A 23,433-nucleotide genomic window follows, 5' to 3' on the forward strand; every position below is an offset into this window, starting at 1 on the left:
GGCGGACGTGCGGCGGATCAGCTTTCCAGCCAGACGTCCCGGGCCCAGTGCCAGACCGATTCCCAGGTTTCTTCGGCAATCAGCTCTTCTTCGGCCTGCCACAACACCACGGTCCCGTCTTCTTCGACGCAGTAATAGTCGTCGCCGTCCTGGCAGATCGGGATCAGGCTACGGTCGACACCGGCATCCCAGGCGTTGGCGGCCACATCTGGCAGATAGGTGTGGGACTGCGGATCGGTGACGGTCACGGGTTCCAGGCTGCCGTAGACAACATCGCTGACCGTCAGCAAAAACTCTCTGAATACGAACGGAATATCGATGAACAGCTGCTCTTCGATCTCCACCAGCAAGTCTTCGTCAGGTAACTCCAGTGGAACCGGCACGGGTTCGTTGGCTTCACGCAATTGTTCGATGATTTCTTCCACGTCCGGGATCCTCTTTCTCGATGGCGCGGTTTATATGGAGCGGTTTATACAGTAGCTCGCTATAGATGCAACCGCGAAATAGAAAACCCCGGCCTGAGCCGGGGTTCTTTTATTTCAACATGCAAAACGCGCAGAGGTTCAACCGTTCTGGCGGATACCGGCCACCAGCCAAGGCTGGTCATCGCCCTGGGGACGTTCCATGTTCCAGCTTTCGCTGAACGCTTCGCCTTTGTCGAAGCGCGAGTCCTTCGACACACCGCTGAAGGTCAGGGTGGCGATGGTCTTGTCGGCGCGATCATCGACACCGTCCAGCTGTACTTGCAGATTGTCGATGTAGGTCGACTGGAAGCCATCGCCCAGTTCGGCCCGCTCGCGCTTGAGGAATTCCAGCAGTTGCGGGGTCACGAACTCAGAGATCTTGTCCATTTCGTTCGCATCCCAGTGTTGCTGCAGGGACATGAAATGGTTGCGCGCCGCTTCGATGAAGCGCTCTTCGTTGAACCAGGCTGGCGCATTGATCACCGGTCGAGCAGCCACCGGTGCTGCCGAACCGCCGAAGATCGAACCACTGGCCGGTTGCTGGTTGAACACCTCACGTTGCATCGGCGCATGACCGGCCGGAGCCAGTTGCTCCTGCTGCTTGCGACGACGGGCGGCAATGAAGCGGAAGACCAGGAAGGCGATGACCGCCATGATCAGGATGTCGAAGATCTGCATGCCCTGGAAGCCGTCGCCCATGAACATGGAGGCGAGCAGGCCACCGGCGGCGATGCCGGCCAGGGGGCCGAGCCAGCGCGAAGCACCGCTGGCTTTGGTGGCGGCGCCAGCCGCACCGGCCGCGCCCGCAGTAGCCGCGGTAGAGCCGGCCGCAGAGGACGGCGCCATCTGGCTGGTCTGGTGGGTCGGGGCAGCGCCCGAACTTTTACCACCGCCAAAGCGCTTGGCGGCATTGGCGTCGATGGCCATCGTCAGGCCGATGCACAACGCCATGGCGATGCTAAGAAAACGTTTCATATAAGGGCATTCCCATTTGTGGATAGCACGCGCGCCATGTTGCACAGGTGAACTGTTGCTGGCTAGCGGCAGAGTGTTTCGGGCTTTTGCGTGACAGGTTAGGTTCAGCTTCAGCCGCGCAAGAGGGCTTGTTGGCTTTTGGCTGTAGGAAAGGGGGACAAGTTCTATCGGAAAGGCAGCAGGCGTGAGCAATCCGACCTGTGGGAGCGAGCCTGCTCGCGATCGCGGTGGGTCAGTCACTGTCAATGTTGCCTGATCCACTGCTATCGCGAGCAGGCTCGCTCCCACATAAAAAGCTTTCAGAACGCCTAGATCGCTTCCAACTTGGCATACCCCAGCATCAGCCACTTGCTGCCTTCGCTGAAGTTCACCTGAACCCGGGCCTGGGCGCCGGCGCCTTCGAAGTTGAGGATCACGCCATCGCCGAACACCGAATGTCGCACGGTCTGGCCGAGACTGAAGCCGGTTTCCGGGATGTCGCTGCCGCCAAACAGACTGCTGGTGCTTTGCTGCTGGCCGCCGCCGAACGGACGGCTGACGCTGTTGGACAGCCGCACCTCCTGAATCAGGCCTTTGGGCACTTCACGGACGAAGCGCGACACCTTGTTGTAGGTTTCGCTGCCGTACAGGCGTCGGGTCTCGGCGTACGTCAACACCAGGTTCTGCATGGCGCGGGTGATGCCAACGTAGGCCAGGCGTCGTTCCTCTTCCAAGCGTCCCGGCTCTTCCAGGCTCATCTTGTGCGGGAACAGGCCTTCTTCCATTCCCACCAGGAACACGTAGGGGAATTCCAGGCCCTTGGCACTGTGCAGGGTCATCAACTGGATGCTGTCTTCATGCTCGTCGGCCTGGGTGTCGCCGGCCTCCAGAGAGGCGTGGCCCAGGAAGGCCGACAGCGGCGAAAGCTCTTCGTCTTCCTCGGTGTTCTCGAAGTTGCGTGCGGCGCTGACCAGTTCCTCGAGGTTTTCCACCCGGGCCTGGCCTTTCTCGCCCTTTTCTGCCTCGTGGTAGGCGATCAGGCCGGACTGCTCGATAACGGTCTGAGTCATCAAATGCAGCGGCATGTCCGTGCACTTGGTGGCCAGGTCGTCGATCAGGTCCATGAACGCCTTCAGCGCACCGGCGGCGCGGCCGGTCATGCCCTTGTTGGTGACCAACTGGCGCATGGCTTCCCACATCGACACATGGCTGTGGCGCGCGTGGTCGCGAATCGCTTCGACGGTTTTCTCGCCAATGCCCCGGGTCGGGACGTTGATCACCCGCTCCAGGGCCGCGTCGTTGCCGCGTCCTTCGAGCAGGCGCAGGTAGGCCATGGCGTTCTTGATTTCGGCGCGCTCGAAGAAGCGCTGGCCGCCATAGATGCGGTACGGGATACGTTCGCGCAACAGGGCTTCTTCCAATACCCGGGATTGGGCGTTGGAGCGATACAGGATGGCGATGTCGCTGCGGGCCAGACCGGTTTTCAGCGCGCTTTCGATGGTTTCCACCACGTAGCGGGCTTCATCGTGTTCGTTGAAGGCGGCATAGAGGTTGATCGCTTCGCCTTCGCCGCCGTCGGTCCACAGCTCTTTACCCAGGCGCCCGGTATTGTTGGCGATCAGGGCGTTGGCGGCCTTGAGAATGCCGGCGGTGGAGCGGTAGTTCTGTTCCAGGCGGATCACTTGGGCGTCGGGGAAGTCCGCCGAATATTGATGAATATTCTCGATTTTGGCGCCGCGCCAGCCGTAGATCGACTGGTCGTCATCGCCCACCACCATCAGGCTGTCGCCGCCCTTGGCCAGCAGGCGCAACCAGGCGTATTGCACGGCGTTGGTGTCCTGGAACTCGTCCACCAGCACATGCCGGAAGCGCTTCTGATAGTGCGCCAGCAGGCCTGGGTGATCGCGCCACAGGTCCAGTGCGCGCAGCAGCAGCTCGGAGAAGTCGATCACGCCAGCCCGCTGACACGCCGCCTCGTAGGCTTCATAGATGCTGCGCATGGTCGCCAGGAACAGATCGCCGCTGGCCTGGATGTGTTGCGGACGCAGGCCTTCGTCTTTCTGGCCGTTGATGAACCACTGGGCCTGACGGGCCGGCCAGCGCTGTTCGTCCAGGCCCAGCTCACGGATCACCCGCTTGACCAGCCGCTGCTGGTCGTCGCTGTCGAGAATCTGGAAAGTCTGACTCAGGCCGGCTTCCTGCCAATGCGCCCGCAACAAGCGGTGCGCCAGGCCGTGGAAGGTGCCGACCCACATGCCGGCCGGGTTGATGCCCATCAGTTGCTCGATGCGATGGCGCATCTCGGCAGCGGCCTTGTTGGTGAACGTCACCGACAGGATCGAATGGGGCGAGGCGTTCTCGACCTGGATCAACCAGGCGATACGGTGCACCAGCACCCGGGTTTTACCGGAGCCGGCACCGGCCAGGACTAACTGACGACCCACGGAGGCCGCTACGGCCTGGCGTTGGGCATCGTTGAGGGAGTTCAGCAGAAGGGAGAGATCATCGCGCATCGGGGCATTCTAGGGTGCGGCGGCAGCCCGGGCAAACCGAGCTTTGCCCCAGCCGATAAAAGACCGGTCGGTGATGACCGGTTGGTCATGGGCCACAGGCATTGGCCGGGCTCGCTTGAAGGGCTCGCGACCCAATGAAATAGCGACTTTTTCAGCATTTTTATGAGCTTGGGCAGTGTGGGATGGCCGTTGCCTTGTGTATGCTCGCTGCATGTTTCGGGTTCTCCATGCTCCGCTGAATAAGAACAAGAACAGTGCCTATGACCCTAAATTCCGATCTGGCGGGCCCCTGTGTGGAGCCACGGATCATCTGCAAGCAGTACGCCACGGAAATGGCGGTCGAACGCACAAGGCTGTTGTATCAGGGTTCGCTGCTGCCCACGCTGTTCATGCTGGTCAACGGCCTGGTTTGCGCCGCGTTGTTGTGGGGGCCTTCGCGTCATTTTCAGGTCAGCGTCTGGCTGGTCTGGTTGCTCTCGCTGGTAGCGCTACGGGTCATTCAGGTGGCGGCCTTCGATTCGGCGATACCCAGCCGCCAGGCGCACCCGATATGGTTGCGAATGTTTTTGCTCGGCTCGGCGATGACCGGGCTGACATTGGCCGGAGCAGGTATTGCACTGGTACCGGCCGACAGCTTTCAGCAACAGGCCTGGGTATTCGGCCTGATTGGCGCGGCCACCTTGTCAGCCAGCGTTGCCTATGCCGTGAGCCTTCCGGCGTTTTTGTCCTTTACCTTACCGTGCCTGTTGCCGGCCATCGGTTATCTGTTCTGGGGCGGCGATGAGCAACAGCGCGGATGGGGTTGGCTCGGACTGGTCGTACTCGTCTCGCTCAGCGTAGTGGCCTGGCAGGTCAACCGGTTGATACAAAGTGGCATGCTGCGAAGGTTCCAGAATCAGGCGCTGATCGAGCATTTGCAGCAGGCGCAAGCGCGTAGCGCACAGCTCAACGAGGCACTCGGCCGGGAAGTCGAACAACGCCGCAGCGCCGAGGAAAAACTGCGGTCGGCCCAGGTAGGGCTGGAGGCGCGCGTGGTACAGCGCAGCCTCGAGTTGGAGGCGACCAGCCAGGCCCTGAGCAAGAGCGAAGCCCGTCTTGACCTGGCGCTCAAGGCCAGTGAGTTGGGGCTCTGGGATTGGAACCTGCAAACCGACGAAGTCCATCACACTCAGCTCAAGGAACTGTTCGGCCTGGAGCCTGAGTACATCACAGCGATGCTCAGTCACCTGACCCCGCGTCTGCACCCTCAAGACGTGCCGGCCCTCAAACGCGCCCTCGTTGAGCACCTCAAAGGCCGCAGCGAGGACTACCAGATCGAATACCGCGTACGTCACGGCGATGGCCATTGGGTCTGGATCGAAGACCGCGGTCGGGCTGTGGAGCGCAGCCCGAGTGGCCGAGTGTTGCGCATGGTCGGCACCCGGCGAGACATCAGCACCCGTAAAGAACTTGAGCAACAGCGCCAATTGGCGGCCACGGTTTTCGAGGCCGCCAGCGAAGGCATTGTGATTTTTGACCCGCATTACGCACTGCTGGCCGCCAATCAGGCGTTCACGCGGGTCACCGGTTTTAATATCGATGACATGCTGGGACGCAATGTCGTCGACCTGCCGTGCAGTCGTGATGCCCGCCGGCACTACCCGATTATCCGCCAGGCGCTCAAGCAGCACGGCACCTGGCAAGGTGAACTGGTGGAGGCCCGGGCCAATGGCGAGTTGTATCCCCAGTGGCTGCAACTGAACGTGGTGCGCGATGCGCGGGGAAATGTGAGCCATATCGTGGGCTTCTTCGCCGATCTTTCGGCCCGGCGCGAGTCCGAAGAGCGAATGCGCTACCTGACCCATTACGACGAACTCACCGGGCTGGCGAACCGCTCGTTATTCCGTGAGCGCCTGCACGAAGCCCACCAGCGGGTGCGTCAGGGCGGACGACGCAGCCTGGCACTGCTGCATATCGACCTGGACCGTTTCAAGCTCCTCAACGATAGCCTCGGCCATGATGTTGCTGACCAACTGTTGCAGAAGATGGCCCGCCGCCTGATCAATGCGTTGCCCGAAGCGGACACCATCGCCCGCTTGTCTGGCGATGAGTTCGGGGTGCTGTTCGACGCCTACGGCAACCTTTCCAGCCTGGCGCGGGTGGCAACCCGATTGTCCGCCAAGCTGCGCCTGCCGCTCACCATCGAGGGCCACGAACTGGTGGTCAGCGCCTCGATCGGCATCAGCATGTTGCCCGACAATGCGAGGGAGATTTCCACGCTGGTCAGTCAGGCGAACATGGCCATGCAACATGCCAAGCATCTGGGCGGCAACAATTTCCAGTTCTATACCGACAGCCTCCAGGCCAGCACGCTGGAGCGCCTGCAACTGGAGAATCAGCTGCGCAAGGCCCTCGAAGAACAGCAGTTGAAGGTTTTCTATCAACCCAAACTGTGCCTGGCGACCGGCCGTCTGAACGCTGCCGAGGCGTTGGTGCGTTGGGATCATCCGGTCATGGGCCGAGTTCCGCCGGGAGACTTCATCAGCCTGGCCGAAGAGACCGGGCTGATCGGGCCGATCGGCGAGTTCGTGTTGCGCCAGGCCTGTTGGCAGGCGTGCCAATGGCAGCGTGAGGGGCTGGCGCCGATCAGGGTGTCGGTCAACCTGTCGGTTCATCAGTTGCGCCAAGGCAAGCTGGTCAGCCTGGTTCGGCAAGTGCTGGAGGAAACCGGTCTGGCGCCGCAATACCTGGAACTGGAACTGACTGAAAGCCAGTTGCTCGACAGCGTTGAGCACATCATCGCGACGTTCCAGCAATTGCGCGACCTCGGGGTCAAGCTGGCGATCGATGACTTTGGTACCGGCTATTCGTCTCTGAGTTATCTCAAACGCATCCCTGTGGATTACGTGAAAATCGATCAGGCGTTCATTCGTGGGCTGACGGAGGGTAGCGAAGACGCGGCCATTACCCGGGCAATCATTGCAATGGCCCATGGGTTGTCGCTCAAAGTGGTGGCCGAAGGCGTCGAGCGGCCAGAGCAGCTCGAGTTTCTGAAAGCCGAACAATGTGATGAGGTTCAGGGCTATCTCATCAGCCGACCGGTTGAAGCACAAGGGTTGGCCGCGCTGTTATGGGCTAATCGGGATGATTGCTAGCCCGCCGTTGCTACATGGCGTGCATGCGGCATGAAACCGGGAGATTGAGTTACGGATTGGGCGGGCAAAAAGCCGATTCTTGTAGTATAACTACAAGCTTGCTACATCCCGGCTTCTGCCAATAACAAGAGTCCAATCCCTTGAACCTGTTGCAACACATCGCCCAGTCACGCCATCTGCTGCGCAAGTCGGAGCTGAAAGTCGCCGATCACGTATTGCTTGATCCTGCGGCCGTGATGCACAGCTCCATGGCCGATCTTGCCCACAGCGTCGGCATCAGCGAACCGACCATTGTGCGTTTCTGCCGAGCCATCGGTTGTTCGGGTTTCCAGGACCTGAAACTCAAGCTGGCGCAAAGCCTCGCCGCGGGTGCGAGCTTCGGCCAGTTTGCGATCCATGAAGACGATTCGGTCGCCGACTACAGCCTGAAAATCTTCGACACGACCCTGCATACGCTGATGGAGGTTCGCGAGAAGCTTGATCCGGTGGCGTTGCAAAAAGCCGTCACGGCCATGTCCCAGGCCCAGCGTGTCGAGTTTTATGGTTTCGGTGCTTCGGGCGCGGTGGCGGCCGATGCCCAGCACAAGTTCTTCCGGTTGCTGCTGACGGCCGCGGCTTATTCCGACCCGCACATGCAGGCGATGTCGGCAGTCACGCTGAAGCCCACCGACGTGGCGATCTGCATTTCCCAGTCGGGCCGTTCCAAGGATCTGCTGATCACCGCCAACCTGGTGCGCGAAAGCGGCGCCTCGTTGATCACCTTGTGCCCGAGCCAGACCCCATTGGCCGAGCTGTCCACGGTGAACCTGGCCATCGACGTGCATGAAGACACGGAGATCTACACGCCGTTGACCTCGCGCATCGCCCATCTGGTGGTGATCGATGTGCTGGCGATGGGCGTCGCCATGGCGCGCGGCCCAAGTTTGGTCAATCACCTCAAGAGCGTGAAACGCAGCCTGCGCAGCTTGCGGTTGTCACCCAAGTCGGTGAAAGCGCTGGACGATTGACCGCTGGTCTTGAAGTTGGGGCATCTGTGGCGAGGGGATCTGCGAATTCATCGTTCTGTAACGCTCGCGCCGCCAAACCGTCATCGCGCGCCTTCATCGTAAAGCTCCCGTATACGTCTTGGGAGTCTCGACATGACCCAGTCCTACGAAGAACGCAGCGCCGTCAAAACCCGTCGTCAGCAGGAAGACCAGCGCCGCATGGCGTTTCGTCGTGCCATCGAAGACCGCTGTGAGCAGCGCCAGCTGCTGGCCGAAATCAGCGAGTTTCCGGACGCAGCAGAATTCAACTATTGGCAGGCAACATCGGCGGCTTCCCGTCGAAACGCTCAACCAGGCCAATGATCTGAGCACGCTCGCCGCGAACGAACGCCAGGAAGGCGTGAGCCACCGGTGACAGGCGCTTAGCCCTGGCCTGCACCAGGCACCAGCTGCGGTACAGCGGCAGCTCCTCCACCGGCAACTCGATGAGAGCGCCGGACACCATCTCCCGGCTTACGGCGTGGCGCGTCAACAGTGCCACGCCCAGCCCTGCGAGAACGCATTCGCGTTGGGCCTCCGCCGACGCCACTTCCAGTGTCTGGGTGAAATGCACCCGTTTCTCCTTGAAATACTCCTCGCAGGCCAGCCGCGTACCTGACCCCGGCTCGCGCAGCAGCAGCGTATACGGCTCAAGGTCTTGCAAGCGCAACGGGCCCATGTGGCACAGCGGATGGTCGGGCGGCGCCACAGCGACGATTGGATTGTTGAGAAATGGCAGGAATTCCAGGCCCATGTCCTGAGGCACCATGGACATGATCACCAGATCGTCCCGGTTGTCCGAGAGCCTTCGGATCACTTGGCCGCGGTTGACCACCGTGAGGTTCAGGTTGACCTCCGGGTGCTGGCGCTTGAAGGCGGCGAACAGATGCGGCACGAAGTACTTGGCGCTGGATTCCACCGCCAGCTTCAGTTGGCCTTGCAGCGAGCCCTGCATGTCCGACAACTGCATGTCAAGGTTTTCCAGGCGCCCGAAGATGTCCCGGCTGGCGCGTTGAAGGGCTTCGGCGGCTTCGGTCATGTAGAGTTTTTTGCCAACGTACTCAAACAGCGGCTGGCCAATCAGCTCCTCAAGTGATCGAATCTGTAGGCTAACGGCCGGTTGTGTGAGAGACATTTCGTCGGCTGCGCGGCTGTAGGACCTCAGGTCGCACACCTCATTGAAAATCTGCAGTTGACGCAATGTCATACGCATCAATGACTTACGCATTTTCTATAGGCTCTCGAGCGGGGCGGATGAGTCAACTATAAGTCTTTGCTTATGCACGACCCAATAAATATTCATTTTTGTTAATCAACAGCCAGGACTAGTGTGGTGCTGCGACCGATTGTTACATCTGGTCACGCGTCGACCTGAAGCTCCAGGTCGTGGTACCACCGGCTCAAGGGAACCTCCAATTGATAACAAAGATCCTGATCGCCAACCGTGGTGAGATTGCCGTCCGCATCGTGCGCGCTTGCGCCGAGATGGGCATTCGCTCGGTCGCGGTCTATTCCGACGCTGACCGTCATGCGTTGCATGTCAAGCGTGCGGACGAGGCCCACAGCATCGGCGCCGATCCGCTGGCCGGCTATCTCAACCCGCGCAAACTGGTGAACCTGGCCGTGGAAACCGGTTGCGATGCGTTGCATCCCGGTTATGGCTTTCTCTCGGAAAACGCCGAGCTGGCGGACATCTGCGCCGAGCGCGGGATCAAATTCATCGGTCCGTCGGCTGAAGTCATTCGCCGCATGGGCGACAAGACCGAAGCGCGTCGCAGCATGATCAAGGCCGGCGTACCGGTCACGCCGGGCACCGAAGGCAACGTATCGGGCATCGAAGAGGCCCTGACCGAAGGCGACCGCATTGGTTACCCGGTGATGCTCAAGGCTACGTCCGGTGGTGGCGGTCGGGGTATCCGTCGCTGCAACAGCCGCGAAGAACTCGAACAGGCTTTCCCGCGGGTCATTTCCGAAGCCACCAAGGCCTTTGGTTCGGCGGAAGTGTTCCTGGAAAAATGCATCGTCAATCCCAAGCACATCGAAGCGCAGATCCTGGGTGACAGTTTTGGCAACGTGGTGCATCTGTTCGAGCGTGATTGCTCGATCCAGCGTCGCAACCAGAAGCTGATCGAGATCGCCCCCAGCCCGCAACTGACGCCTGAGCAGCGCGCCTACATTGGTGACCTGTCGGTGCGCGCCGCCAAGGCTGTGGGCTACGAGAACGCCGGCACCGTGGAGTTCCTGCTCGCCGAGGGCGAGGTGTACTTCATGGAGATGAACACCCGGGTGCAGGTGGAACACACCATCACCGAAGAAATCACCGGCATCGACATTGTTCGTGAACAGATTCGCATCGCCTCCGGCCTTCCGTTGTCGGTCAAGCAGGAAGACATTCATCACCGTGGCTTCGCGCTGCAGTTTCGGATCAACGCCGAAGACCCGAAAAACAACTTCCTGCCCAGTTTCGGCAAGATCACCCGCTACTACGCCCCCGGCGGCCCGGGCGTGCGCACCGACACAGCGATCTATACCGGCTACACCATTCCGCCCTTCTACGATTCGATGTGCCTGAAGCTGGTGGTCTGGGCGCTGACCTGGGAAGAAGCAATGGACCGTGGCCTGCGGGCCCTGGACGACATGCGTCTGCAAGGGGTCAAGACCACCGCGGCGTATTACCAGGAAATCCTGCGCAACCCGGAATTCCGTAGTGGCCAGTTCAATACCAGCTTCGTTGAAAGCCATCCTGAGCTGACCAACTACTCGATCAAGCGCAAACCCGAAGAGCTGGCCCTGGCCATCGCCGCCGCCATTGCCGCCCACGCAGGCCTGTAAGGAAAATAACAATGTCCAAGAAGATTCACGTAACCGATACGATCCTGCGCGACGCTCACCAATCGCTGCTCGCCACCCGCATGCGCACCGAAGACATGCTGCCGATCTGCGACAAGCTCGACAAAGTCGGCTATTGGTCGTTGGAAGTCTGGGGCGGCGCAACATTCGACGCCTGCGTGCGCTTCCTGAAGGAAGACCCGTGGGAGCGCTTGCGCCAACTGCGTGCGGCGCTGCCCAACACTCGCCTGCAAATGCTGCTGCGTGGTCAGAACCTGCTGGGCTATCGCCATTACAGCGATGACGTGGTCAAGGCGTTCGTGGCCAAGGCTGCGGTCAACGGCATCGATGTGTTCCGTATTTTCGATGCGATGAACGACGTGCGTAACCTGCGGGTCGCCATCGAGGCGGTGAAAGCCGCCGGCAAGCACGCCCAGGGCACCATCGCCTACACCACCAGCCCGGTGCACACCATTGAGGCTTTCGTAGCCCAGGCCAAGCAAATGGAAGCCATGGGTTGCGACTCGGTGGCGATCAAGGACATGGCCGGTTTGCTGACTCCGTACGCCACTGGCGAGCTGGTGAAGGCATTGAAGACAGAGCAGTCGTTGCCGGTATTCATCCATTCCCATGACACCGCTGGCCTGGCCGCGATGTGTCAGCTCAAGGCGATCGAAAACGGCGCCGATCACATCGACACCGCGATCTCCAGCTTCGCCTGGGGCACCAGCCATCCGGGCACCGAATCGATGGTTGCAGCCCTTAAGGGCAGCGAGTTCGACACGGGTCTGAACCTGGAATTGCTGCAGGAAATCGGCCTGTATTTCTATGCGGTGCGCAAAAAATACCACCAGTTCGAAAGCGAGTTCACGGCGGTGGACACCCGCGTCCAGGTCAATCAGGTGCCGGGCGGGATGATTTCCAACCTGGCCAACCAGCTCAAAGAGCAGGGCGCGTTGAATCGCATGAACGAGGTGCTGGCAGAGATTCCACGGGTGCGCGAAGACCTTGGCTTCCCGCCGCTGGTGACCCCGACCTCGCAGATCGTCGGCACTCAGGCGTTCTTCAACGTACTGGCCGGTGAGCGCTACAAGACCATCACCAACGAAGTGAAGCTCTATTTGCAGGGCGGCTACGGCAAGGCTCCGGGTTCGGTGAATGAGAAGCTGCGCCGTCAGGCCATCGGCAGCGAAGACGTGATCGATGTGCGTCCGGCCGACCTGCTCAAGCCGGAAATGACCAAGCTGCGTGGCGAAATCGGCGCACTGGCCAAATCCGAAGAAGACGTACTGACTTACGCCATGTTCCCGGATATCGGGCGCAAGTTCCTCGAAGAACGCGAAGCCGGCACCCTGACCCCGGAAGTGCTGTTGCCAATCCCTGAGGCGGGCAGTGTGAGCTCGGCGGGCGGTGAAGGCGTGCCGACCGAGTTCGTCATCGATGTTCACGGCGAAACCTACCGCGTCGACATCACCGGCGTGGGCGTCAAGGCTGAAGGCAAGCGTCACTTCTACCTGTCCATCGATGGCATGCCCGAAGAGGTCGTGTTCGAACCGCTCAATGAGTTTGTCGGCGGCGGCAGCAGCAAGCGCAAACAAGCCACTGCGCCGGGCCATGTCAGCACCACCATGCCGGGCAACATCGTCGATGTGCTGGTCAAGGAGGGCGATGTGGTGAAGGCCGGCCAAGCGGTGCTTATTACCGAAGCCATGAAGATGGAAACCGAAGTGCAGGCGGCTATCGCCGGCAAGGTCACCGCCATTCATGTCGCCAAGGGCGACCGGGTCAATCCGGGCGAGATCCTGATCGAGATCGAAGGCTGAGCTAACAGCCTCGATACAACCGTTTAACCTCGGGGGGGCATGTGCTCCCCTTTTTTTTGCCTGTCAGAACATCATTCGCCATTGGCCCATCAACGCCCCGTTACGGTTGTCCTGACCGGTTTCACCCTTATAACTCACCCCCAGGGTATGCCTGGGCGAAACGGCCAGGTCCAGCCCTGTTTCGAAGAGCAGGCTGTCACGGTCCAGTTCGACGCCTTCGACGGTATACGACTTGCCTGCGCCGACCAGGCCCTGGCGGGAAGCGCCTCGGGTCTCGCCGTAGAGATGTTTCCAACCGAGACTCAAGCGCGGCGTCAGTCGCATGCCCTGGTCAAGAGAGAATGACCGGGCGAGGTGCAGGCCCAGGTTGCTGTGGAAATAGTCCTGGGTCTGACCGTTGAACTGCAACGCTGCGTCGCCACCGTTCTCCGAATAGCGATCGCGTTGGTAGCGTTGGTAGCCAAGGTCGATATAAGGCTCGATATCGAAGTGACCGATGTTCAGGTTGTAACCGAGCTGGCCAAAGACCTGCTGCGTATTGGCATCGTAGCGACCTTTGAGGCGATCCCTGAAACCGTTGAAGAGCACATGACGCTTGGTACTGCCGTCATGATTGCCGTAAACGGCGCCCAGGCGCAGCGCCCATGGCCCGTCCTGGCGCAAGGCGTAGGCGCCCAGGTGCCAACTGTCGAGCCGACCATCGAACTGCTGGCCGTCCAGCCGGGTTTGCGTCTTGCCGCCGATTATCCCCAGGCGCCAATCCGGGCTGATGGCCCAGTCGGTTCCCAGCATCACACCTCTGGTCGAGTGTTTCAGGGCATAGCTGCCCAATTGTTTGCCGATACTGCCGCTGTTACCAATGGCCTGGACCCAGACTTGACCGTCAGCATGCACGTTCCCCGGGTTTTTCTGGCCCATGGCCGAAAGCATTCCGCTGCTGATCGGCGCGATGCTGCTCAAGGTGGCGTTGCCCAGATCCGCAGTGTTGAAGCCACTCAGTTGGTCGATGGCGCTGGCGGCGGTCATCATATCGCTGCCGAGCAAGGCGTTGATGGCGGCGTTGGGTTTTGCGACTGGCTGGGTGGTTTGCAATTGGCCGGTGGGTTTGGGAGCGGTGCTGGTGATTTTGGGTGGCTCGACGGGTTTGATTGCTGGGGCTTCGATCCCTGGTCGGGCACCAGCTGCCTGTGCAACGGCGGGCCCGTCGTTGGGGACGGGCGCTGTTGGTTTGACCGGTTGCAGCGCTTCGATATGGGCCGCAAATTCTTGCCCGTTTTCGGTAGTTGCTGCTTGCTTGAGGGGAACATCGTTGCGCGCGTAAGTCAGGTTGACTTGCGTATCGGTGGGGCTCAGCGTCGCCGTCATGAATGCCAGATTGCTGGAGACCGTGCCGAACGTTCCTTCGATCTTCCCCGCGCGGATGACCGTGTGCTCGCGCGCCTCAATGTATTCGCCCGGCACGCCGGCGACGGTCAGCGTCGCGTTGTTGAGGAGCGCGGTGCCTTCAACGTTGATCGTGGAGCTACCACCATCTGCATTGACCCCGTAGATCAGTTCGGCACTCTCCGCCAACGAGAAGTCCTGAGTAATGGAGGGTGCGCCTATTTCGGGGCCGACTTCCAACTGGCCCGCGACACTCAAGAACTCCACAGTGCCATTGCCGCTGAAGCTGGCCCTTTCGCGTACATGAACCTGTCCATTGACCACACCGGAGTTCGTCATGCTGGCACCTGGCTCGACAGTCACGCGATTGGCGACCACGCCCTGGTTATCCAGCTTGCCGAGAACCCCTACCTGGCCGTCGATTCGGCCAGTATTGAGCAACGTGGCCTCTGGCTCGATCACCCCCCAGCCTGCGAAATGCCCGGTGTGTTGCCATTCACCTTGCGCAACCTGCAAAGCCATGAAGTTTCGGGTTTCAGCCAATATCGGATGCTTGGCGGCGTCCAGGCGCAGAACGTTTTTTCCACCGCCACCATCAATGATCCCGGGGAATTTTGCGTTTGCGCTGATGATGACCCAGTCATTTTTGCCCGTCCATTTCGCGTCGCCTTTACGGGAGGTGTTGGCATTTTGCCGCTTGGTATCCTTAGCTTCGGCGAAGGCCCTGAGGTGCTCTTGTTGCTCGGCGGTTGTGAGAATATCGGCTGATGGCTGAGCCATCGAAACATCGGCGCAGCCGAGCGCCAAGGCGATTGCCAGGGCAAGGTGTTGGGGTGGGTGTAAATGTTGGATAGACATCGAGTGCGGCCTCTCTTGAAAGAAGTCCGCACTTTAAAAATTCCACCCCCGGTCACGCTGCCAGCTAACGCCGCGCCTTGGGCAAGCCACAGCAGATGGAATCTGTAGGCCGGTCGTGTTGCGATCCAGAGATTGTCGCTTTGGCTTCCATGACCTGAAGCGTCGCCCTACAAGATCCTCGGAACTGTCCTGTCAGCTGCGCTTGAGATAAGCCTTCCCATAATGCCGCTCCATCCGCGCCTGGATCAGCTCCAACGCGATGGACATCAACCAGTAAATGATCGCCGCCGTGGTGAGCATTTCGATGTAGCGGTAGCTGGAACGACCATAGGATTGCGCCAGGAACATCACTTCCCAGACGCCCATCACCGAGATCAGGGACGAGTCCTTGAGCATGGAGATGAATTGGTTGGTGGTCGGTGGAATGATGGTGCGCATGGCCTGGGGCAGGGTGACGCGCCAGAAGATCACGGTTTCACCCATGCCCAGCGCAAGGGAGGCTTCGCGCTGGCCATGGGGGACGCCAAGGATGCCGGCGCGGAAGATTTCGCTCAGGTAGGCGCCGTAGTTCAGCGACAGGGCGATGATCCCGGCGGCAATCGCGCCCGGCACCAGCCCCAGTTGTGGCAGGCCCAGGTAGATCAGCAGAATCTGGATCAGCAGCGGTGTGCCGCGAAAGAACGACGCGTAGAAACTGGCAATGCCGAAGGCTACCGCGCTGCTGGACAGCCGCGCCAGGGCGGTGATGAAACCCAGCAAGGACGAAGCGACGATCGAACACAGGCATAGAAACAGCGTCAGCGCCGCGCCCTGCAGAAAGCCGTTGGGTGCCAGGTGCACGCCCAGCAGATTCGGCAGCTTGTCGAGGATGATGGAGAATTTCAGGTCGAAGCTCAGGAAAAAACTCGCGAACAACACCAGCATGGCTGCCCAGGTCAGGTACAACCGTGTGCGAAAACCGAAGATCTTTTTCAGGCGCGACTCGGCCACCGGGTGCGGTGGCCGAGAAGGGGATGGAAAGGAAGTCATTGGCTGATGTCGGCGCCGATCCATTTTTGGGAAAGCTTGCTCAAGGTGCCGTCCTGTTTCAACTGGGCGAACACTTCACGCACCTTGCTGTTCCACTCGGCGTCGCCTTTTTCGATGGCCACCGAGTTCGGCTCGGAATAGAGCGCCTCGCCCGCCAGTTTGAAGCGTTTGTCTTCGGTCAGGCGCGGCTGCGCAGTCACCAGGTTGGTCAGTACCGCGTCCAGCCGCACCCCGGCACCCAGGCCGAGATCCTGGAAGGCCACGTTGTCGGTGTCGTACGGGGCGATTTGCACGTCCTCGAAGGGGTAGCTCAAACGGGTGTCTTCGGCGCCTTCGATCACCAGGTTCTTGTTCAGGTAACTCTCGTAGCTGGAGGCGCTGGTGAGGCCGACTTTCTTGCCGCTCAGGTCACTGGCGCCATGGATGCTGTCGTCCTTGGCGTTGACCACGATCACCGCTGGCGAGGCGTAATACTGGACCGGGAAATCGAACACCTCGGCGCGGGCCTTGCTTGGCGTCATGGAGCAGATACAGATGTCATAGCGCCCGCTCCAGCGCCCGGCGGCAATCACGTCCCAGGAGGGGGTTTCCAGGCGCAGCTTCACGCCCAGTTTTTCAGCGACCGCTTTGGCAACATCCACGTCAAAACCGTCGAGCTGGTTCTGATCGTTGAGGAATGAGAAGGGCGGATAGCTTTCCATCAGCACGCCGACCAGTTCTTTTTTCTGCTCGATGCGATCCAGCGTGGCGCCTGCGAGCGCTTGTGACGAAACGGCCAGTAGAGTCAGGCCGAGGGCCAGCAGCGGTTGAAATTTCACGAGAGATCCCTGGCTGAAAAATAAGTTGTGGTTAACCGATGGGTGCGTATTAAATAGTTATAAGAAGGACTCCGGTAGTGAGTATTTTTCATAAGCTTATGAGTGAATCGCATATGGGCGCAGCAACGATAGTCATCCTTGATGGCGGCATGGGCCGCGAACTGCAACGCCGGGGCGCCCCGTTCCGGCAGCCCGAGTGGTCGGCGCTGGCCTTGAGCGAAGCACCCCAGGCGGTCGAAGCGGTACACGCGGCCTACATCGCCAGCGGCGCCAACGTGATTACCAGCAACAGCTACGCCGTAGTACCGTTTCACATCGGAGAGGAGCGCTTTGCAGCCGAGGGCCAGGCATTGGCGGCGCTGGCTGGGGAGCTGGCGCAGCGGGCGGTACAGGCCTCAGGCAAATCAGTACGGATTGCCGGGTCGCTGCCACCGTTGTTCGGTTCCTATCGACCCGATTTGTTCGATGCTTGCCGTGCCAATGAATTGTTGGCGCCGCTGGTGACAGGCCTGGCGCCTCATGTTGACCTGTGGCTGGCCGAAACCCAAAGCTCGACGGTTGAAGCGCGAGCGATCCACGCCGGGCTGCCGAAGGACGGCAAGCCGTTCTGGCTGTCATTCACCCTGAAAGATGAAGACACCGATGAAGTGCCGCGCCTGCGTTCCGGTGAGCCGGTGGCGGACGCGGCGGCAGTGGCCGCCGAGCTCGGCGTCGAAACGCTGCTGTTCAATTGCAGCCAACCAGAAGTGATCGGCGCAGCAATCGATGCCGCGCGGGACACCTTCGAGCGCCTGGGGGTGAAGATCCACATTGGAGCCTACGCCAACGCGTTCCCACCGCAGCCGAAGGAGGCGACGGCCAACGACGGGTTGGACCCGCTGCGCGAAGACCTTGATCCACCAGGGTACCTTCAGTGGGCGGCTGACTGGCGCAAGCGCGGGGCAAGCCATCTGGGCGGCTGCTGCGGGATTGGGCCGGAGCATATTGCGGTGCTGGCGCAAAAGCTGGTCTGAGCCTGGTTCATCGTACTGTGGAATAACCCTGTGGCGCGGGGCTGCGCAGCGGCCCTAAGAACTTGCGGTTGCTGCGCAACCGAGCGCAAGCTCCTTCGCCACGGAGTCGTGAGATTCTGCTGACATTTGGACTTACGCTTTTCCCCGAACCCTCTAACCCCTCCATACATATGTATGTCATTTCCGCTCGAACGGCGCGATAGGGTCCCAGCCCTGATCACAACCGGACACTGAAATGACTGTTTTCTCTGAAAATGAACGTGGCGTGCCTTCTTTCGCGCGCTTGAAACCCATCAGCCTGTTACCCAACGGGAGCCGATTTCAACCTCATACATTTGCCGATCAATGGTTAGCCCAATGGGGCCTCACCGGCGAGGTGCAGGTTCAGGTCACTTATCTGGAGGTCGAGACTGTCGATTCGGCCGCTGAACGCAAAACCGCCGCGGTGGCGTTGCGGGACGCCGTGACACAAGGCTTTCTGAGAGCCCATCAAAGCCGGGCTTCCTCCTCCGCCTTGTCCCCGCGAGAGGGCTGGGTTTATCCCCACCGAAGTCAGATGTCCCTGGACTTTTCGTCACTGCGGGCCAACGGTAAAGCACTCTCGCAAGACGTCCTGCAGCAATTGCGAGCCGGCATCGAGCCCGGTTATCAGGGCACTGGACAGCCCCTCATCACCGAGGTGGATGCTCACGGCAATCTGCTCGGCGCCCGTGAAAAAGAGCAGCTCCGGCAATTGGGGCTTCTGGATGCCAATCAGGTGAAGCTGGCCCGGTTGCTCGCCGCGCTTCCAACGTTCGACACGGTACTCAAGAGTCTGCTGGTCGGCAGAATCAAGGCAAAGCTTGCGCAAGGGAAATTCCGTGCCTCGGCGTTTGAGCACCTGGACCCGGATCACTGCTACGTGAACCACTTTAGCGTCGACTCGATGGGTAAGCGTGCGTTGATCTCCTCGCAGCGTTTTACCGACGTCATGTTGAGCTGCCTGACAACGGACACACGGCCCACCTACACGGTCGATGGCGTGGGATTCTTCAGTCGTGCGGATACGGTGGAAGAGGCTGACAGCCTATTTGTCAGCCCATTGGATCGGAAAACTGCAGCGATCATGGAGTCGGCATTCTATGTCGCTCAACCGGCCACCAACGAAAGTCTCAAGCGGCAGTTTCAGGATGACCTCCTTGCGTTTCGCACGGGTAAGTACGTAGCGGACTGGCTCGATACACCAAGCCCATCCACAGCTGAAGCGGCGCTTGCTTTTTTGCTGTCCCGGCGCTTCTTGTATTTGTTCGATCTGTACAAGGCTGATCGGGATCCGGCCCTCCAATTGACTCTGAGTGAGCGCAACCTGCAGAACGATGAGGATCGCCTGCTGGACCTCATCACGACCCATCCTCGCATGACGGACAGAAACCGCCTGTTGCGGGCGCCCATTCCCCATGTTTATGCCGTCATGCTCGACATGGGTGCCGCAGCGCCCCGCAAATGGCCCGCTGCAATGACCATCAAGCGGGCCGATCAGGCCGCATTGTTCTTGTACTCGCTGGAAGGAGGGATCCAGAAATTCCGTTCCTTCAAGGATCTGGTCAATAAGGTCAGCCCTGTCTATGAGGGACAAAAACGCAGGATTCGGGATATCGCCTCTGAATTGTCTGGACACGCCTTTGAAATCGCCGCAGATGACCTGCTGCGGTTTCAAAGTGCCGCGCTGGAAACGTTTCTGAATGCGCCTGTAAACGAAACACTCGCCTTGCCTGCCTTTGCCCTGAATGTCGAAAATGCGCTGGACCTGCCCATGCTGTCCCTTGCCGGGCCACTGGCTGTGCGCCAGGAAACCCTGGTTGAAGACAATCGCCCCGATTTCTTTAAAACGGCGACCTCTGCGGAAAAATCTCATTACCGCGGTCTGGAGCTGCAGGTGCTGGAAGCCGCCTATACATTGGCAGCCAGTGATATCCAGACGTTGTTGCAGTTCACCCGCCAGAAGATCAGGCAATATCTGCAAAAGGTCGTGCACGCGGACATAGACCCCGATCCGGACCTGTCCATGGTTATGTTTTTCTATGGGAAGAGGGCCAACCCGGGGCAGTCCCGTGTCAGCAGCCTGACCCAGTTGCTATTGGATAACCTGCGACCGTCTCAGCACCCGAATGCAATGAGGGAGGTACTGAGCGCCTACCTGATCGATCCAGACGGCGAACGTATCCGCAACCCGGCCAACGGCTATTTCATCACGTTGAGCGGGCGCGAACTGGCCAAGATGGTGACGAGCATCGATGCCGGTGGCAGTTATGAAGCCATGCTCAGGGAGCAAATGAATAAACCGGCCTACAAGAAGGCCTGGCAGACAGCGTACCTGGCCAATCTGAAATTCAAAGGCTATGAGGCCTCGCTCAAGGGCGACGCAGTGTTCAAGGCCATGGTGGTCGATAAGGCCTCCAACCCACCCAAATCAACTAAGAAACTCGCCCTCTGGCTGGACGCTGTCCTGAGCTCGCCGTCGGTAGAGGCCCGCGCCTCCGTCATGGGGCGCAGCGTGCATGTGTACGGTCTGATGTTGGGTGGAAGCATGGCTGTCGGCGGCCGGCACGCCCATATGGGCAATGCGGTCAGCATCAATGGTGTGCTGGTGTTTTCCGATCAGGAAGGGCCGGATATCAAGGGCACCGTGGGGGTTTATTTTCCCGACAGTCCCGAGGGCGAGGACTTCCACGAGTTTGCCGATCTGAGCGAGGGCGTTGCCGAGCTGTTGTCACGGGAGGATTGGCAGGCGTATTTCCGTTCGCGCATCTCCACGCGTAACCCTTCCGAGATAAAACGCACGCTGGGGCAACAGGGGGGGCGTCCGCTGATTCGCGGTTCGTTGATCACCGGCGATCTTCTTGAAGCCCTCCACCGGGCGCACATCAACTTTCACAGTGCCCATGCCGATCAGCGTTCCAACAGTAACCGCGATGTCCGTCATCAAACCTATGGCAGGTTCGGGCAGATGGCGATCGAGGTTGTCATGGAGTTGGCCGGTATGTTCCTGGCGCCGGGTTTCCAGATGCTCAAGAGCGCCATCAAGACCGGCTTGCTGGTGTACAGGACCGGGGCTATTCCGCTGAACCTGAAGACTCTGGCGCTCGTACATGCGGTAGCGAACCATGGCGGATCGCGTCTTGCCCGAGGCACCGTGCCCTCTCGGGGCCAATCTTTTTTCCGCGCGGTGACCGCGCGCCAGAGTCAGGATGAAGCGCTGTCCGGGTTGCCATTGGACATGGCGATCTATGCTCCTTATGCGGTGAAGGATGTCTCGGTGATCCGTGGGCTGACCGCAGACGCGCGAGGCTTTTATCGTGCCACGATCAGCAATGTGGCCACCGGCAGTGTGACGGCTCGCCCCGTGTATGTGCGACAACCCGACGGGACGGTGTTCCGTGTGCATGACCACACGAAGCTGGATGCAACCGAAGCCACCCTGGTCAACCCGATGACGGGGCTGGACATCCGCTCCAGTGGGGTGATGCGCAGCACCGTGGCGCGCATGTCCGATGGGCAGTGGCGTGCCGTGGGCTTTGGCCGGGGCGGCGGCAAACGGCCGGCGCAGACGCCTGCCCAACCGGGCCCGTCAAAGAAGCCTGCCCTATCGGTTTCCGCTGTTTCCAATTCGATACGCACGCCGGGCAGTTGGAACAATCGGATCATAGACCTGGTGCCGTCAATCATGACGCGCCTAGCGATCTGGCCACAAAACCGCAGCTTGCTGATCATTGATGAAATATCCGCACAACGTGCCTGGTCGGTGCGTTTTACCCCGGGGCAACATGAAACGATTTATCCGGTGGCCGAGCATCCGGATAGAGCAGATACAGATGTCGTTTTGAGACGAACCGGTCATGACCATTACAGTTTGCTCTTGGGTGAGCGCGTGGTGGATATCGATGCCGATGGTGATTGCCTATTCAAGGCCTTGGCGGCTGGGTTGAATGAAGGGCAGGCCCAGGAGACGTTCACGATGCAGGGGCTGCGCGATGCGGCAGCCGATCATGTCGATCTACATCCGGAGTTGAGTCAATACGTGGCGCCGCCAGTCTCCAGAGTGCAGCAAGCGCTTTTTGAGAATGCGCCATCGCTTGTCAATCTTCTGGACAATGCGGCGATGCTCGATCTCACCCGGATCGTCTACGGAACGCCCAACCCGCAGCGCTTGTTCCAACCGACCTTGGATTACTTGGACCTGCATGCAAACAGAACTGTTCGTATGGCAATTACTGCGGCACCAGGGACTAAGTTACCTCCTGAGATCCTGCAGGAAGTCGGCCGCATGTTATCGCCCCGGCCCCCGGCAAATCTGGCGGCAGGCACCAGCGGCCCTTTTTCCGCGCAGGAAAAAGTCACCATGAAGCAACTGTTCGAGGACATTCTGCTGCCGCCTGTCGATGATCAGAACATTCTTCGGCTGCTCGGTGACAAGTACCTGCTGGTTTCCAAAGACGTGGCCCACATCATGCTGGAGTATGGGCTCACCGCCCGGCAGTTGGTCGGTCATCATCCCCGCAATAGCCTGGCCTATGTCAGGCATGAGGAGGCGCTGCACGATCATCTGGACCCGGATGAGCTAGAAACGCTGCTGGACGGTGCCCATCTCGTGGATCGCAATGATCTGGATGACGTAAAAGACCAGCTGATGCGCGTTCGGGACAAGTTCGTCGATGACGATGCTGAGCTGTTTGATCAGTTCATGTATGCCGACATGGTCGAGCGGACCGTTGATTTATTCAGAACGGCCCTTGGGCGTTTCCCTGATCTGCTGCGGCGGGCCAACATTATCCTGAGATCCCGCGTTATCGCTCACAACCTCGGTGGCATGTTGTCCGTGAGTGACGTCGCGAGGTGGATCCGTAATCCGGCGCTGTCCGACAGGCGCTTTGAACTCATTGCCGCGTATGCAGACGCCCGTTATGCCGAACTGGAGCGTACGGGACGCATCGACCTTGACTGGATGCAGGTGTTCAATGATCAGAACCTGCAAAACATTCTCGTTTATCGACCTAATTTGATGGCGTTCATGAAGTTCCTGGGCGGGGCGCGGAAGAACGTTGAGAGCATAGACGTACCTGCCGTCGCGAAATTGTTTAGCCCTCCAGGGGAGTTGCCGTCCAATAACCGGGTGGCCATCTTGTTAAATACCCCGGGTTTAGTGGGGAACCTTATGCGTCTGCGAGCCGATTACGCCATGCAGATCTGGCTCGACCTGATTGGGCCGCATTTTAGCGATGCGACTATTCGGCAGGCGCTTGGACGACCGGGGTCGCTGCGTACTGGACTGGAATTTGGATTGGCATTAAGAGAAAGCCTGGGGGCAGAAGAAGCCCGTGCGAATCGAATCATCCAGACCCTGTTCGCCATCGGCCAACGACGGGCCCAGCTCTATCTCTACAACTTTAACTTCCCAGCTAACCGCTTGGGGCATAGCCGTCTGGATTTTGCCGTGTACCTGGAAAGTCATCTGAGCATCCCGGAGTGGGCCTGGCAGTATGCACGACGGGGCGTGACCCCTGACTCGCTCAAGCAGTTTGGTGAGGTGAAGAGGTTGGAGTGATTTGACGGT

15 protein-coding genes are annotated in these 23,433 nt (G+C 59.9%); 8 read left to right on the top strand and 7 right to left on the bottom strand.

The genetic code is table 11. The features are described 5' to 3' along the window. Positions 1-17 precede the first annotated feature (17 nt). The 3 genes from BW979_RS03710 to uvrD all read right to left on the bottom strand — a co-directional run bounded on the left by BW979_RS03710 (position 18) and on the right by uvrD (position 3,931). On the bottom strand, positions 18-425 hold the full coding sequence (locus BW979_RS03710) for an SMI1/KNR4 family protein (RefSeq protein ID WP_003187120.1): 408 nt from the start codon (positions 423-425) through the stop codon (positions 18-20). A 138-nt stretch (positions 426-563) separates the two neighbouring features. Beyond that, positions 564-1,439, bottom strand: a complete 876-nt coding sequence (locus BW979_RS03715; protein ID WP_047226694.1) for a Tim44 domain-containing protein — start codon at positions 1,437-1,439, stop codon at positions 564-566. Positions 1,440-1,747: 308 nt separating this feature from the next. Beyond that, positions 1,748-3,931, bottom strand: coding sequence for a DNA helicase II (gene uvrD / locus BW979_RS03720; RefSeq protein ID WP_047226695.1), 2,184 nt, complete (start codon positions 3,929-3,931; stop codon positions 1,748-1,750). Positions 3,932-4,191: 260 nt separating this feature from the next. Between uvrD and BW979_RS03725 the strand changes: the two genes are divergently transcribed. The 3 genes from BW979_RS03725 to BW979_RS03735 all read left to right on the top strand — a co-directional run bounded on the left by BW979_RS03725 (position 4,192) and on the right by BW979_RS03735 (position 8,414). Beyond that, on the top strand, positions 4,192-7,065 hold the full coding sequence (locus BW979_RS03725) for a putative bifunctional diguanylate cyclase/phosphodiesterase (RefSeq protein ID WP_076383197.1): 2,874 nt from the start codon (positions 4,192-4,194) through the stop codon (positions 7,063-7,065). Between the two features lie 140 nt (positions 7,066-7,205). Beyond that, positions 7,206-8,072 (top strand): transcriptional regulator HexR, encoded by an 867-nt coding sequence (hexR, locus tag BW979_RS03730; RefSeq protein ID WP_003187110.1) that lies wholly within the window; start codon positions 7,206-7,208, stop codon positions 8,070-8,072. 132 nt (positions 8,073-8,204) lie between these two features. Beyond that, a complete protein-coding gene (locus tag BW979_RS03735; RefSeq protein WP_047226697.1) occupies positions 8,205-8,414 on the top strand; it encodes a PA3496 family putative envelope integrity protein in 210 nt (69 codons plus the stop codon). Here BW979_RS03735 and BW979_RS03740 read toward each other — a convergent pair. Continuing rightward, complete coding sequence (locus BW979_RS03740; protein ID WP_047226698.1) at positions 8,356-9,318, bottom strand: LysR family transcriptional regulator; 963 nt, start codon at positions 9,316-9,318, stop codon at positions 8,356-8,358. The genes BW979_RS03735 and BW979_RS03740 overlap by 59 nt on opposite strands. Before the next feature lie 188 nt (positions 9,319-9,506). Here BW979_RS03740 and BW979_RS03745 point away from each other — a divergent pair, with 188 nt between their 5' ends. Together BW979_RS03745 and oadA are read left to right on the top strand one after the other, a co-directional pair. Then, positions 9,507-10,922: an acetyl-CoA carboxylase biotin carboxylase subunit gene (locus BW979_RS03745; RefSeq protein WP_047226699.1), complete on the top strand. Its 1,416-nt coding sequence runs from the start codon at positions 9,507-9,509 to the stop codon at positions 10,920-10,922. A gap of 11 nt (positions 10,923-10,933) precedes the next feature. Next, complete coding sequence (gene oadA, locus BW979_RS03750; protein WP_047226700.1) at positions 10,934-12,742, top strand: sodium-extruding oxaloacetate decarboxylase subunit alpha; 1,809 nt, start codon at positions 10,934-10,936, stop codon at positions 12,740-12,742. Positions 12,743-12,805: 63 nt separating this feature from the next. Here the strand turns inward: oadA and BW979_RS03755 are convergent, their stop codons facing one another. Continuing rightward, a complete protein-coding gene (locus tag BW979_RS03755; protein ID WP_231990602.1) occupies positions 12,806-14,464 on the bottom strand; it encodes an autotransporter domain-containing protein in 1,659 nt (552 codons plus the stop codon). Between BW979_RS03755 and BW979_RS27735 the strand changes: the two genes are divergently transcribed. Continuing rightward, positions 14,429-14,893, top strand: a complete 465-nt coding sequence (locus BW979_RS27735; protein ID WP_231990603.1) for a hypothetical protein — start codon at positions 14,429-14,431, stop codon at positions 14,891-14,893. The genes BW979_RS03755 and BW979_RS27735 overlap by 36 nt on opposite strands. A 282-nt stretch (positions 14,894-15,175) precedes the next feature. Here BW979_RS27735 and BW979_RS03760 read toward each other — a convergent pair whose 3' ends face one another. Continuing rightward, the gene (locus tag BW979_RS03760; protein WP_076383199.1) at positions 15,176-16,012 is read right to left on the bottom strand and encodes an amino acid ABC transporter permease; all 837 of its coding nucleotides are present in this window, start codon (positions 16,010-16,012) and stop codon (positions 15,176-15,178) included. After that, positions 16,009-16,830, bottom strand: a complete 822-nt coding sequence (locus BW979_RS03765) for an ABC transporter substrate-binding protein (RefSeq protein WP_076383200.1) — start codon at positions 16,828-16,830, stop codon at positions 16,009-16,011. The genes BW979_RS03760 and BW979_RS03765 overlap by 4 nt, the downstream gene beginning before the upstream one ends. Positions 16,831-16,943: 113 nt before the next feature. On the opposite strand from BW979_RS03765, the gene BW979_RS03770 reads away from it, so the two are divergent. Beyond that, positions 16,944-17,843, top strand: coding sequence for a homocysteine S-methyltransferase family protein (locus BW979_RS03770; RefSeq protein WP_047226704.1), 900 nt, complete (start codon positions 16,944-16,946; stop codon positions 17,841-17,843). Positions 17,844-18,078: 235 nt separating this feature from the next. Beyond that, positions 18,079-23,424 (top strand): dermonecrotic toxin domain-containing protein, encoded by a 5,346-nt coding sequence (locus tag BW979_RS03775; protein ID WP_076383201.1) that lies wholly within the window; start codon positions 18,079-18,081, stop codon positions 23,422-23,424. Positions 23,425-23,433: the final 9 nt, after the last annotated feature.

It is taken from the genome of Pseudomonas sp. A214, from assembly GCF_900156295.1.
In the GTDB taxonomy this organism is placed as follows: domain Bacteria; phylum Pseudomonadota; class Gammaproteobacteria; order Pseudomonadales; family Pseudomonadaceae; genus Aquipseudomonas; species Aquipseudomonas rhizophila.

Excerpts from the sequence above, each read along its gene's own strand:
- BW979_RS03760 (WP_076383199.1), bottom strand. The coding sequence starts at position 16,012 with ATGACTTCCTTTCCATCCCCTTCTCGGCCACCGCACCCGGTGGCCGAG.
- uvrD (WP_047226695.1), bottom strand. The coding sequence starts at position 3,931 with ATGCGCGATGATCTCTCCCTTCTGCTGAACTCCCTCAACGATGCCCAA.
- BW979_RS03770 (WP_047226704.1), top strand. The coding sequence starts at position 16,944 with ATGGGCGCAGCAACGATAGTCATCCTTGATGGCGGCATGGGCCGCGAA.
- BW979_RS03775 (WP_076383201.1), top strand. The coding sequence starts at position 18,079 with ATGACTGTTTTCTCTGAAAATGAACGTGGCGTGCCTTCTTTCGCGCGC.
- BW979_RS03735 (WP_047226697.1), top strand. The coding sequence starts at position 8,205 with ATGACCCAGTCCTACGAAGAACGCAGCGCCGTCAAAACCCGTCGTCAG.
- BW979_RS03755 (WP_231990602.1), bottom strand. The coding sequence starts at position 14,464 with ATGACGAACTCCGGTGTGGTCAATGGACAGGTTCATGTACGCGAAAGG.
- BW979_RS03740 (WP_047226698.1), bottom strand. The coding sequence starts at position 9,318 with ATGCGTAAGTCATTGATGCGTATGACATTGCGTCAACTGCAGATTTTC.
- BW979_RS03725 (WP_076383197.1), top strand. The coding sequence starts at position 4,192 with ATGACCCTAAATTCCGATCTGGCGGGCCCCTGTGTGGAGCCACGGATC.
- BW979_RS27735 (WP_231990603.1), top strand. The coding sequence starts at position 14,429 with ATGAACCTGTCCATTGACCACACCGGAGTTCGTCATGCTGGCACCTGG.
- BW979_RS03715 (WP_047226694.1), bottom strand. The coding sequence starts at position 1,439 with ATGAAACGTTTTCTTAGCATCGCCATGGCGTTGTGCATCGGCCTGACG.
- oadA (WP_047226700.1), top strand. The coding sequence starts at position 10,934 with ATGTCCAAGAAGATTCACGTAACCGATACGATCCTGCGCGACGCTCAC.